This is a genomic window from Duganella sp. FT27W (assembly GCF_009295655.1).
Taxonomy (GTDB): domain Bacteria; phylum Pseudomonadota; class Gammaproteobacteria; order Burkholderiales; family Burkholderiaceae_D; genus Rugamonas; species Rugamonas zoogloeoides.
Window position 1 is genome coordinate 875,346 of the sequence record NZ_WHIV01000002.1, and the last position, 12,626, is coordinate 887,971.

The following is a 12,626-nucleotide window of genomic DNA, read 5'->3' on the forward strand; positions in this document are numbered from 1 at the left end:
CCTCAAGGTTCAGTCTCACAGCACCGAAATCAGGTTGACTTCAAATTTCAAAGGCTGGCCGGCCAGCGGATGGTTGAAATCGAATAAGCAGGTTTCCGTACCGAGCTCGCGCAGGATGCCGGCAAAGCGGCCGCCGCCGGGCGCCGCGAAATCGACCAGGTCGCCGATTTTATAGTCGGCATCGGGCGCCGAGTTGGCGTCGAGCGTGGCGCGCGACACTTCACGGATCAGCTCCGGGTTGCGCGGACCGAAGCCCACGCCCGGTTCCAGCTCGAAGGTCTTGTGCGTGCCTTCGGGCATGCCGAGCAGCAGCTCTTCCAGCACCGGCGCCAGCTGCCCCTGGCCCAGCATCAACGTGGCCGGCGTGCCGCCGAAAGTGGTGACGATATCTTTGCCATCCACGGAGGCCAGGCGGTAATGCAGGGTGAGATAGGCCGACGGGGTGACGACAGGTTGCTCGTTAGACATGACGTGAATTCGGTAAGCTGACAAAGGCTGTATTGTAAGCCACCTTGCCTGATTCGGCCTGATCCTCGATGGCATCGGGCTGCCGAAAGCTGATGTGCATGTTGCCGCACGTCCTACCCTGGCCTGGTTTGACTAGCTGGCAACTATGCTAAACTCCCTCAAGGAGATGGCATTCCTCCTGCAACTTTCATAAACCGCCATCCGGCTGATGATGCCTGCTGATTCCTGGCCGGGAAGATGTAGGCGCGCGGTCGTCGAGTCTGTATGTCCAGGTTTGCGTGAATCGAGGACATAGTGGACCACTTCAAACATTCGATATTTGCCAAGCTCATCAAGTGGGCCGCCCTGTCGTGCCTGATCGGCGTGCTGGCTGGCGCGGCGTCGGCCGCCTTTCTGCTCGCGCTCGATGCGGTGACGCACTGGCGGGGGCAATACCGCTGGCTGATCTGGCTGCTGCCGGTCGCCGGCCTGCTGGTGGCCTGGTTGTACCGACGCTATGGCGCCGGTAGCGATGCCGGCATCAACCTGCTGATCAACGAAACGCGCGCGCCCACTCACCCCATCCCGCTGCGCATGGCGCCGCTGGTGTTGTTCGGCACGCTGACCTCGCACCTGTTTGGCGCCTCGGTCGGGCGCGAGGGGACGGCGGTGCAGATGGGCGGCGCCTTGTCGGACCAGCTGAGCAAACTATTCAAGGTCAGCCATCACACCCGCACCCTGATCATCACGGCCGGCATGGCGGCCGGCTTCGCATCCGTATTCGGTACGCCCGTGGCCGGTGCGATCTGGGGCATCGAAGTGGTGGCGCTGACCGGCATGGCCGCCAGCGCCCTGCTGCCCTGCCTGCTATCGGCCGTGATCGCGCACTTTGTCACGCTGGGCCTTGGCGCGCACCACATGCATTACGCGGCGGGCGCCATGCCGGCGCTGGGCGGGATGCCACTGCTGCTCGTTGCCGTGGCCGGCGTGGCGTTCGGACTGGCGGCGCGGGCTTTTTGCATGGCCATCCATGGTTTCTCGGCGCTGTTTAAACGCTGGGTGGCCAACAGCCTGCTGCGCCCGGTCATCGGCGGCACGGTCATCGTACTGTTTGCCATGACGGTGAACAGCGCCGACCGCTACCTCGGCCTGGGTTTGCCGGTGCTGCAGGCAGCCTTCTCGGGACAGGTAGCGCCGCAGGATTTCCTGGTCAAGCTGGTCATGACGGCCTGGTCGATCGCCAGCGGCTTCAAGGGTGGCGAGGTGACGCCACTGTTTTTCGTGGGCGCCACGCTGGGCCACGTACTGGCGCCGCTGCTGCAACTGCCGCCGCCATTCCTGGCAGCAGTGGGCCTCGCCGCCGTGTTCGCGGGCGCATCGAATACGCCACTCGCCTCCACCATCCTCGCCATCGAACTGTTCGGCTTTGACATCGCGGTGTACGCCGCGCTGGGCTGCACACTCAGCTACGTGCTCTCGGGCCGGCGTGGCATCTATGCGGCTCAGCGCCTGCTATACCCGAAGTTGGGATAAGAACCTATCCCAGCAAGGAATGAGGCACTGCTTGCGCGCCGCGACAGCGGGACCGGCATTGCTCGCTATCGCATTGTCCGGATGCTACGTCGCAGCGCCGTGTCCCCGCTACCGTTGTATTGCAATCGGCTGCCTGCTCCCTACTGAAACAGGGCTAACCGCCACACGCTTGATATGCGCCCGTTCGCGGCCGAACCCGCTCCGCATAATTGCCAGACAACTGCGGCGGAGGAACCTGATGACAATCAACCAGTGGCCCAAACACCAGCGCCCGCGCGAGCGCCTGATCCGCGACGGCGCCGGTGCGCTGTCCGATGCGGAATTGCTGGCGATTTTTCTGCGCGTGGGCGTGCGCGGCATCGATGCGGTCCAGCTCGGCCAGCACGCGATGCAGCACTTCGGTTCGCTGCAAGGATTATTTGGCGCCACCCTGCTGGAGTTTTCCGCGATCAACGGCATGGGCCCGGCCAAGTTCGCCCAGTTGCAGGCGGTGATGGAACTGGCGCGGCGCGCCATGCTCGAGGAACTGCGCCACCCCACCACGCTCGGCTCACCGCAAGCAGTGAAACAGTACCTGCGGCTGCTGTTCAACGGCCGTACTTTCGAATCGTTTTACGTGTTGTTCCTCGACGTCAAGAACCGCCTGGTCGATGTGAAGGAGCTGTTCCGAGGCACGCTGACCCATACCAGCGTCTATCCGCGCGAAGTCGTCAAGGAAGCGCTGGCGCGCAACGCCGCCAGCATCATGCTCGCCCACAACCATCCGTCGGGTACAGAAGCCCCCAGCGAGGCCGATTTGCGGCTGACCAGGTCGCTGGTGCAGGCGCTGGCACTGGTCGATATCCGCATCCTCGATCATTTTGTGGTGGCGGGACACCACGTGCATTCGTTCGCCGAGCACGGACAATTATAGGTTTACCCCTGCTGGCTCAAGGGTTTACGCGCAATTGTTAAATTTTATGGGACATCCATGACACCATTGTTTTTCACAAGTCATTGAATATCCTAAGTTTTTTGGATATACTCTTGTTTTTCCAATTGTGGAATGTCTTTTAAGGAGTGCGTTATGGCACGTGTTTGCCAAGTTACTGGGAAGAAGCCGATGGTCGGCAACAATGTTTCCCACGCAAACAACAAAACCAAACGTCGTTTCCTGCCTAACCTGCAGAACCGTCGTATTTTTGTTGAATCTGAAAACCGCTGGGTCTCCCTGCGTCTGTCCAACGCTGGTCTGCGCGTAATCGACAAGGTCGGCATCGATGCCGTTCTGACCGACATGCGTGCCCGTGGCGAAAAAGTCTAATTAGGGAGCTACCATGGCAAAAACTGGCCGCGACAAAATCAAGCTGGAATCGACCGCAGGTACTGGTCACTTCTACACCACCACCAAAAACAAGCGCACGATGCCTGCTAAAATGGAGATCATGAAGTTCGATCCTAAAGCACGCAAGCACGTCGCTTACAAAGAAACCAAGATCAAGTAATCGATCGCCGTTTCCTGAAAACCACCTCCGGGTGGTTTTTTTTCGTCCATGCATTGTGTCGGGACGAAAAAAACCCCGCATGGTGCGGGGCCTTTGCTACAACAACGACAGCTTAAGCGTAGCTACGTAACCGCAGCGAGAACTCTTGCAGCGACTTGATGCCCGACGCTTCGGCGCGGTTGCACCAGTCTTGCAGCTTGTGCAGCAGCTGTTCGCGGGTGAAGTGCGAACGTTCCCAGATCACGCCCAGCTCCACGCGCATGGTATGCATGGTTTCCAGCGCCTTGCTGTGCTGGAACAGCTCGATCAGTTGCTCCTGCTGCGGCGCTTCCAGCTTGCCCGGCTCGCGCTGCAACAGCTTGCGCGACGATTTCAGGAAGCGCGATTCGAGCTTGGCTTTTTCTTTCAGGTGCTCGCGCTCTTCGTTCCAGGCCGACTTGACCGACTTGGCGTACTTGGCCATCACGTCGTAGCGGTTGGCGATAACGGACGCCAGGGTATCGAAGTCCGCTTCCACTTTGCCCTTGGCAAACTTGGGTTCCGGTGCGCGGCGCTTGACCTTGGCCAGGCCGACGATTTCCAGCGCGCGGATATAGCCCCAGCCGATGTCGAACTCGTACCATTTCGACGACAGTTTGGCCGACGTGGCAAACGTGTGGTGATTGTTGTGCAACTCTTCGCCGCCGATCAGGATGCCGAACGGGATGATGTTGGTGGCAGCGTCGCTGCAATCGTAGTTGCGGTAGCCCCAGTAGTGGCCGATGCCGTTGATGATGCCGGCGGCAGTGACAGGGATCCACATCATCTGCACGGCCCACACGCTGATACCGATCACGCCGAACAGGGCGAAATTGATGAAGAACAGCGCGATCACGCCCGAGGCGGAAAAGCGCGTGTACAGGTTGCGTTCGATCCAGTCGTCAGGCGTGCCGTGACCGTACTTTTCCATGGTTTCCAGGTTTTTCGATTCGGCGCGATACAGCTCGGCGCCTTCCCAGAATACTTTTTTGATGCCACGCGTGACCGGGCTGTGCGGATCTTCTTCGGTATCGCACTTGGCGTGGTGCTTGCGGTGGATCGACGCCCACTCCTTGGTCACCTGGCCCGTGGTGAGCCACAGCCAGAAACGGAAGAAATGGCTGGGGATCGCATGCAGCTCGAGTGCACGGTGCGCCTGGTGGCGGTGCAGATAAATCGTCACGGCGGCAATCGTGATATGGGTCACGATCAGCGTGTAAAAAAATACTTCCCATGCACTGAAGCGGGTAACGCCGTTGGCAAGAAAATCCAGTACCGCATGTAAACTCAAGCTCATTCTCCAAAAAAGGCCCATGTTGCAACTAGGCGGATCCGCCAATATTGCTCTTTACAACAGGCGCAAAAAATCAATCTGTCTTATGCACAGCACGCCATTGTACGATGATTTGAGGACCTTTTGACGATAGGCTCGTGCGGTCCATGCCTAAGTTTTCAGCACGCTCGTGCTTTATGCCGGATCAGCCCTGGGTGTCATGCTCGGGTGGCTGGCCGGGTACGCGCATTTCGCGCGCCGGGAATGGCACCAGCACGTGGTTGTCCTTGAGCGCGCGCCAGATCGCGCGGTTGACGTCGGACGTCACGCCACCCCGCCCTTTTTCCGGATCGTTGATCCAGAAACTCAGTTGCAAGTCGAGTCCATCGACGCCAAAACCGATCAGCGTGGCCGACGGCCCCTTGTCCTGCAACACGCGCGGCACGGTGCGTGCAGCATCTTCGAGCAGCTTGAGCACCATATCGACATCGGTCTCGTAAGCCACCGACACCTTGGTGGAAATATTGACCATGCTGTTCGACAGCGACGAATTCTGCACCGCGCCCGATACCAGCATCTCGTTCGGCACGATCGATTCCATGCCATCGAGACCCTGCAACACCGTGTAGCGCGTGTTGATTTGCGTAACGCGCCCGCTGTACTTGTCCACCGTGATCATGTCGCCGATGGTAAGACTGCGATCGAGCAGGATCACGAAGCCGGACACGTAGTTGCTGGCGATCTTTTGCAGGCCGAGACCGAGACCGACGCCGAGCGCGCCGCCAAACACCGACAGCACAGTGAGGTCGATCCCCACCAGCGACAAGCTCAACAGCACAGCCACGAGGATCAGCACGGCGCGCGCAGTGCGCGACACCACCACCCGCAGGTTGGTGTGCATGCCCTGCATTTTCATCAGCCATTCTTCGAGCGCGGTGCCGGCCCACAGCGCCAGCATCAAGAGCACCACCACCGAGATCGCCGCTTGCAGGATGTCGGCAATCGAGACCTTGTACTTACCGAGCGGCAGCACCGTGTGGTCGAGGAAATAGAACACTTCGTCCCACATGCCGGTGATGTAGAGCACGTAGGCGGCCCACACCAGCAACTGGAACAGCTTTTCGAACGAGATCATGCCGGGGCTGATCTCGCGGTGGCGCGCAAACACGCGGCGCAGCACGTAGAAGGTGAACCGGATCGCCGCCAGCGCGCCGAAGATCGGCATCGCCACGTTGACCAGGTTGGTATGCGGCATGTACTGGCGCAGCACCAGGCGCGACAGCCACAGCAGGCACATGATGGCCAGCGGCCCCATCACCCTGCCGAAGCTTTCGACACCGAAGCGTGCCATATTGCCCTGGCTTTCGTTGCGACCGAAACGGGTGCGCAGCATGGTGGCCAAGGTCCAGCCCAGCACGATGGAAGCGACGATGGCGCCCAGCTGCCACACCAGCAAAATATTCTTGAAGTCGCCGGTGATATCGTCGATCAGTTTGAGGAGCGGCTGTTGTGGGGTCATCGTCAAATCTTAGGTCGTGCGGGAATGGTCCGGACAGGGGCTGTGCCCTGCCCGGCCGTGCTCGTTACTGCGGTTACTCTTCTTCTGCTTCTTCCTGCACCGGTGCGGCCTTCTTGGCCATCGGCTTGCGCTCGAACACGGCAGCAAAGAAGCCGTCGGTCTGGTGCTTGTGCGGCAGCAGTTTCAGGAAGTCGCCCATTTCCAGGTCGATCTTCTGTTCGGCCAGCACTTTGCTCATCGGTACCAGCTCGAAGTCCGGGTGGGCTGCCAGGAACTGGTTGGCGATGAAGTCGTTCTCTTCGTCGAGGAAGCTGCAGGTGGCGTACACCAGGCGGCCACCGCCCTTGAGCAGGCGCGCGGCGCCGTCCAGGATCGCTGCCTGCTTGGTCTGCATTTCAGCGACAGCGCTTTCCTGCTGGCGCCACTTGACGTCCGGGTTGCGACGCAGGGTACCGAGACCCGAGCACGGGGCATCGACCAGCACGCGGTCGATCTTGCCGGCCAGGCGCTTGATCTTGGCATCGCGCTCGTGCGCGATCAGCACCGGGTGGACGTTGGACAGGCCGCTGCGCGCCAGGCGCGGCTTGAGCTTGGCCAGGCGTTTTTCGGAGACGTCGAACGCATACAGGCGGCCGGTGTTGCGCATGGTGGCGCCCAGGGCCAGCGTCTTGCCGCCGGCGCCGGCGCAAAAGTCCACCACCATCTCGCCGCGTTTGGCGCCAACCACGGCCGACAGGATCTGGCTGCCTTCATCTTGCACTTCGATATGGCCGTCCTTGAACAGCGGCAGGTTTTGCAGCTGCGGCTTTTGCAGCACGCGCAGACCCAGCGGCGCGAACGGCGTAGGCGTGGCGCGGATCGGCGCTTCGGCCAGGGTAGCGATGACGTCGTCGCGGTTGGCCTTGATGGCGTTCACGCGCAAGTCCAGCGGCGCCGGCTGGTTCATGCCGTCGGCCAGCAGCAGGGTTTCTTCTTCGCCCATTTGGGCGACCAGCTTGTCGAACAGCCACTTTGGCATGTTCGAACGGCTCGACTTGTGCATCACCTTGCGGTCGATTTGCAGAATACGCTCGACCCACTGCACTTCATCGTCGGTCAGGCCACCGAGCGACTCGACACCGACCGCGTCGGCCATGCCCAGCAGGGTCAGACGACGCATGGTGGCGCCGCCGCCTGCTTCGGAGAAATCGGTATAAAACGATTTGTTGCGCAGCACGTTGTACACGCACTCGGCAACGGCGCCGCGTTCGCGGCCGCCCAGGCGCGGGTGGTCTTTGAAATAGCGCGACAGGGTAGTATCGGCTGGCGCGGCAAAGCGCAAAATCTCGCGCAACACTTCTTCGGCGTTGGCGAGTATCGCTGGAGGCAATCTCATGGAAATCCTTGGTTAATATTTCTGCTGTGTTTCAGCGGTCTGCGATCAGTGTTCGAGGACCTGGGTATGTTCTTGCGCCATCGTCAGCTTGCCATCCACGAAATCGCGCACGGCCTGCGGGTAAAGCTTGTGTTCCTGTACCAGCACCCGCGCCGACAGGGTGTCGGGCGTATCCCCGGGCAATACCGGTACCCGCGCTTGCGCGACGGCCGGGCCATGATCGAGCTCGGCAGTGACAAAATGCACGGTCGCGCCGTGTTCGGTCACGCCAGCCGCCAGCGCCTGCGCATGGGTGTGCAGGCCCGGGAACAGCGGCAGCAGCGACGGGTGGATATTGAGCATGCGGCCCGCGTAATGGTCCACGAAGCCCGGCGTCAGGATGCGCATGAAGCCGGCCAGCACCACCAGGTCGGGCGCGTAGCCATCGATGACGGTTTGCAGGGCGGCGTCGAACGCTTCGCGGCTGGCGTAATCCTTGTTCGAGACCACGGCTACAGCAATGCCATGCGCGGCGGCAAATTCGAGCCCGCCGGCGTCGGCACGGTTGCTGATCACGGCGGCAATGCGGGCCGGCCAACGCTCGGCCTGGGCCGCGCGCACGATCGCTTCCATGTTGCTTCCGCGACCTGAAATAAGGATGACGATGTTTTTCATAGGCCGACATTGTACCTTGTCCACACCAAGCGGACCAGAAAATGCCGAGGTTAGCGACTACTATGTTGCAGCGCAGCAGGGCTCAGCCCCGGCGCATCAGTGGCAACTGGGGATGGTTTGCGGCCTATTCGAACGAGTAGAACACGCGGAACGGGACCTGCTTTTCGGCCCAATAATCGGCAGCATCGCGGAAGACGTCAAGCAGGGTTTCCCGTGCTTCCTTGTCAAATTTCTGGGCATTCGGCAATTGTTCGAGCACGACCAGGAAACCTTCCTGGTGGCCGGCAGCGGCCATGGTGGTGGTCAGCGTTTCGCGCAGACCGTCGAAATTTTTGCCTATGCCCTTGGGAAACTGGAACGATTCGGCGATCAGGCCCAGCACTTGCTGCTTGGTGGTACCGGCGAGCGGGTGCGCATACAGGAAGTGATGGCCGAGGCGCGCCGCTTCCTCCTGCAATTCGACCACGCGGAAAGCGCGGATCGACTGCACCAGGTTGGCGGGCACGGTCATCAACAACGTCTCGTTTCCCTCGATCTGACCAGGTATGTACGGTGTGTCCACTTTGTTGTCGAGAGTGCCTAACTTGTGAATTAATGAGTAAATAATTTGAGCACCTGTCCACTTAACACGGCCGGCGGGTCAGTGCCAACCGTGGTCGATTCAACATGTTTTTGAATCCCATACGCTTATTAGGGTAACGTGTTGTTCCTCCCAGATCAACACGAAGTTGATTCGTGGCGCAATATTTGTTAAAACTGGAACATTCTGAGGGGGTTTTAAGACGAAATCGGCACATTTGTCGGGATTCGCCAGCGGTGGCGTTTCTGTCCCGCTGTTACAATTTGTTGCCACAGATACCAGTTGACCACTGGCCCTGAAGCGCCAACCGGACTACCATACAATCACGCGTCTCAGACTACCTGACACGCACCCCCGACAGTCAAACAACACGAGGTATCAAACATGAGCCTGCACACCAAATTGATCGCGGCAGCCCTCTGCGTCAGCGCCCTGCCGTTCGGACAAGTTGCCAGCGCCGCCGATTTCGAAGATTACGGCCGCGTGGTGCGCGTCACGCCGCAGGTCGAGCAGATCAACCGTCCGCGCCAGGAGTGCCGTACCGAATACGTGCAAGTCCAGCAACCGCCGCCACAGCGCGGCGTCGGTGGCGCCATCATTGGCGGCCTGATCGGCGGCCTGGCCGGTAACCAGGTGGGCGGCGGCAGCGGCCGCTCGGCAGCCACCGCTGCTGGCGCCATCGCCGGCGCCGTGATCGGCGACCGTACCGAGAACTCGAACGTCCCCAACAGCGGCGGCTATCAGGAACAGCAAGTCAAGCAGTGCCGCACGGTCGATCACTGGGAGTCGCGCACTTCCGGCTACCAGGTCACCTACGAATATCGCGGCCGCAACTACACCGACGTCATGTCGTACGACCCGGGCGAACGCCTGCGCCTGCGCGTGGCCATCGAGCCGATGCAGCGTTAATCGGCCACCAAGCGTTGTTCGATGCTGAGGTAATGCCGGCCCGCGTGGCCGGCATTGTCGTTTACGGCTTGCCGCTGGCCTTGCCCACGCGGGATAATGCCGGTTCATTCCCGCCTTCCCCCTGCCCAATGCTGATCAAACGTAAATCCATCGAAAAAGAAGAATCCTCCCGCCCGGCGCGCAAGCCCAAGTTTGCACCGGTCACGCTGTCCGAGCAGGACGGTGTGCGTTATCTGCATTTCGGTACGGAATGGGTGCAAGGCGCGATGCGCATCCGCAAACCAAACTGGCCCGAACTCGAATACGCGCAGCAGATGATGGCCGCCATGCTGTGGCAGGAACAGCCGCGCCACCTGGCCCAGTTGGGCCTGGGTACGGCGACCCTGACCAAGTTCAGCTATACCACCTTCCCGGACGCGACGATTACGGCGGTGGAACTCAATCCATCGGTGATCGCCATTTGCGAGTCGATGTTCAAGCTGCCGCCGAACGACGCCCGCCTGCGCGTGCTGGAAATGGACGCACTCGATTTCGTCAACGACGAGGCCAACGCCGGCACCATCGACGCCCTGCAAGTGGACCTGTACGACGCCACCGCGCGCGGCCCGGTGCTCGACACCGCCGAGTTCTACCAGGCGTGCAATCGCTGCCTGAGCGATGATGGCATCATGACGGTGAACCTGTTCGGCGACCACCCGAGCTATGCACGCAACATCAAGGCCATCAAGTTCGCGTTCGCGCAAGTGATTTGCCTGCCGGAGGTCCATGATGGCAACGTGGTGGCGATCGCCTTCAAGCGCCAGCGCGCCATCGACCTCGAGGCGCTCACCGCGCGCGCCGCGCGGATCCTGGCCGACACCAAGCTGCCGGCCAAGTCGTGGGTCAAGGGCATTGCCGCCAGCCTAACCAAGTAGCGCAACAAGCAACAAGCAGCAGCGGCGCCGGAACGGTCCGGCGCCGAGACAGTGGGAGCTTCGCATGGCCGCACCGCTCGATCTGCAAGACATTTATAACTGGCTGCTGGCCGACGGCATGGTGCGCAAGAGCGAGATCAGTACGCTCTACGCCCACAGCCAGGCCATCATGAAGAACAGCCCCATGCACCCGCTGTGCGCGGTAGCGCATGGCAAGCTGCTCTCGGCCCAGCCGCCGCACAAGCTGCTCACGCTCGACGCCTTGTGCGAGTGGATGGCGCACCGTCACCAGTTGCCCTTCATCCGCATCGACCCGCTCAAGATCGATTTCACCAAGGTGGCCGACGTCATGTCCGCCAGCTACGCGGCGCGCTTCCACATCCTGCCCGTCGAACTGACGCCGGACGTGCTGGTGGTGGCCACCTCGGACCCCAACGCCACCGAGTGGGAAGCGGAAATTGCGCGGCTGTCGCGCCGGGCCATCCGCCGCGTGATCGCCAACCCGCTCGACATCGCCCAGTACACCACGCAGTTCTTCAGCCTGGCCAAGTCGATCAAGAAGGCCAACAAGAGCAACAGCAACGAACTGGCGCTGCGCAACAACTTCGAGCAACTGGTGGAACTGGGCAAGGCCAGCAAGCAGGTCGATGCCAACGACCAGCACGTGATCAACATCGTCGACTGGCTGTGGCAGTACGCGTTCGAACAGCGCGCCTCCGACATCCACCTCGAACCCAAGCGCGACATGGCATCGATCCGTTTCCGCATCGACGGCGTGCTGCACCAGGTGTACCAGGTGCCGGCGGTGGTGATGATCGCCATGACCGCGCGCATCAAGCTGCTGGGGCGCATGGACGTGATCGAAAAACGCCGCCCGCAGGACGGCCGCATCAAGACCCGCACCGCCGGCGGCCAGGAAGTGGAGCTGCGCCTGTCCACGTTGCCCACCGCCTTCGGCGAAAAACTGGTGATGCGCATTTTCGATCCCGACGTGGTGGTGAAAACCCTGCCGGAGCTGGGCTTCCCGGTCGACGACGCCGCGCGCTGGGACAGCCTCACGCGCCGTCCGCACGGCATCATCCTGGTGACCGGCCCCACCGGCTCGGGCAAGACCACCACCTTGTACACCACGCTCAAGGCGCTGGCCACGTCCGAAGTCAACGTGTGCACGGTGGAAGACCCGATCGAGATGGTGGAACCGGCCTTCAACCAGATGCAGGTACATCCCGCCATCGACCTGACGTTTGCCGACGGCGTGCGCGCGCTGATGCGGCAAGACCCGGACATCATCATGGTCGGCGAGATCCGCGACCTGGCCACAGCCGAGATGGCGATCCAGGCCGCGCTCACCGGCCACCTGGTGCTGTCCACGCTGCACACCAACGACGCGCCGTCGGCCGTAATGCGGCTGCTGGAACTGGGCGTGCCCTACTACCTGCTGGAGGCCACGCTGATCGGCATCATGGCGCAGCGCCTGGTGCGCACGCTGTGCGAGAACTGCAAGGCGCCCGACGGCGAACTGGCCGACGACCTGTGGCACAGCCTGGGCGGCGCCTGGCACATGCCCAAGCCGGCCGCCATCTACCGCGCCGTGGGCTGCGCCGAGTGCCGGCAAACCGGCTACCGTGGCCGGACCGGCCTGTACGAACTGATGACGGTGACCCAACAATTCGGCGAACAGATCCGCGAAGAAACCGACGTCCACGCGCTGCGGCGCCAGGCCGTTGCCGACGGCATGAAACCGCTGCGCATCGCGGGCGCGCTCAAGATCGCCGAAGGCGTGACGACAGCGGACGAGGTGCTGAAGGCCACCGCGGCGTTGACTTCTGCGAAGACGTAAAGCCGTCACTCCCGCGCAGGCGGGAATCCAACTTGACGCGCCGTCGAAAAAACTCCTTGGCACCAACCGTCGAGCTGTAT

At 61.5% G+C, this 12,626-nt stretch carries 13 protein-coding genes and 1 riboswitch; of the genes, 7 read left to right on the forward strand and 6 right to left on the reverse strand.

What is annotated here, in order from left to right; all coding sequences use genetic code 11:
• Positions 1-15 precede the first annotated feature (15 nt).
• Positions 16-468 carry a peptidylprolyl isomerase gene (locus F8197_RS10100; protein ID WP_070249484.1) on the reverse strand — a complete coding sequence of 151 codons (453 nt, stop codon included), beginning with the start codon at positions 466-468 and terminating at the stop codon, positions 16-18.
• A 153-nt stretch (positions 469-621) separates the two neighbouring features.
• Positions 622-693: riboswitch (Fluoride riboswitch) on the forward strand.
• A gap of 69 nt (positions 694-762) precedes the next feature.
• Between F8197_RS10100 and F8197_RS10105 the strand changes: the two genes are divergently transcribed.
• The 4 genes from F8197_RS10105 (at position 763) to rpmG (ending at position 3,464) form a co-directional block, all read left to right on the forward strand.
• Positions 763-1,980 carry a chloride channel protein gene (locus F8197_RS10105; RefSeq protein ID WP_373996832.1) on the forward strand — a complete coding sequence of 406 codons (1,218 nt, stop codon included), beginning with the start codon at positions 763-765 and terminating at the stop codon, positions 1,978-1,980.
• A gap of 238 nt (positions 1,981-2,218) precedes the next feature.
• A complete protein-coding gene (gene radC / locus F8197_RS10110) occupies positions 2,219-2,893 on the forward strand; it encodes a DNA repair protein RadC (protein WP_152881712.1) in 675 nt (224 codons plus the stop codon).
• A gap of 153 nt (positions 2,894-3,046) precedes the next feature.
• Positions 3,047-3,283 (forward strand): 50S ribosomal protein L28, encoded by a 237-nt coding sequence (gene rpmB / locus F8197_RS10115; protein ID WP_026637479.1) that lies wholly within the window; start codon positions 3,047-3,049, stop codon positions 3,281-3,283.
• Between the two features lie 13 nt (positions 3,284-3,296).
• Positions 3,297-3,464, forward strand: a complete 168-nt coding sequence (gene rpmG / locus F8197_RS10120) for a 50S ribosomal protein L33 (protein WP_019922928.1) — start codon at positions 3,297-3,299, stop codon at positions 3,462-3,464.
• A 112-nt stretch (positions 3,465-3,576) separates the two neighbouring features.
• On the opposite strand, the gene F8197_RS10125 is transcribed toward rpmG, so the two are convergent.
• From F8197_RS10125 to F8197_RS10145, 5 genes are all read right to left on the reverse strand, one after another.
• Positions 3,577-4,779, reverse strand: coding sequence for a fatty acid desaturase (locus F8197_RS10125; protein WP_193333388.1), 1,203 nt, complete (start codon positions 4,777-4,779; stop codon positions 3,577-3,579).
• A 181-nt stretch (positions 4,780-4,960) separates the two neighbouring features.
• On the reverse strand, positions 4,961-6,274 hold the full coding sequence (locus F8197_RS10130) for a mechanosensitive ion channel family protein (protein ID WP_152881714.1): 1,314 nt from the start codon (positions 6,272-6,274) through the stop codon (positions 4,961-4,963).
• Positions 6,275-6,347: 73 nt separating this feature from the next.
• Positions 6,348-7,649, reverse strand: a complete 1,302-nt coding sequence (locus F8197_RS10135) for an RsmB/NOP family class I SAM-dependent RNA methyltransferase (RefSeq protein WP_026637480.1) — start codon at positions 7,647-7,649, stop codon at positions 6,348-6,350.
• Between the two features lie 45 nt (positions 7,650-7,694).
• Positions 7,695-8,303, reverse strand: a complete 609-nt coding sequence (purN, locus tag F8197_RS10140; protein WP_056140917.1) for a phosphoribosylglycinamide formyltransferase — start codon at positions 8,301-8,303, stop codon at positions 7,695-7,697.
• 124 nt (positions 8,304-8,427) lie between these two features.
• On the reverse strand, positions 8,428-8,814 hold the full coding sequence (locus F8197_RS10145) for a barstar family protein (protein ID WP_152881715.1): 387 nt from the start codon (positions 8,812-8,814) through the stop codon (positions 8,428-8,430).
• A 453-nt stretch (positions 8,815-9,267) separates the two neighbouring features.
• On the opposite strand from F8197_RS10145, the gene F8197_RS10150 reads away from it, so the two are divergent.
• The 3 genes from F8197_RS10150 (at position 9,268) to F8197_RS10160 (ending at position 12,546) form a co-directional block, all read left to right on the forward strand.
• Complete coding sequence (locus F8197_RS10150) at positions 9,268-9,792, forward strand: glycine zipper 2TM domain-containing protein (RefSeq protein ID WP_152881716.1); 525 nt, start codon at positions 9,268-9,270, stop codon at positions 9,790-9,792.
• Between the two features lie 128 nt (positions 9,793-9,920).
• A complete protein-coding gene (locus F8197_RS10155) occupies positions 9,921-10,706 on the forward strand; it encodes a spermidine synthase (protein ID WP_152881717.1) in 786 nt (261 codons plus the stop codon).
• 64 nt (positions 10,707-10,770) lie between these two features.
• Entirely contained in the window at positions 10,771-12,546 is a 1,776-nt protein-coding gene (locus F8197_RS10160; RefSeq protein WP_152881718.1) for a GspE/PulE family protein, read from the forward strand.
• Positions 12,547-12,626 lie beyond the last annotated feature (80 nt).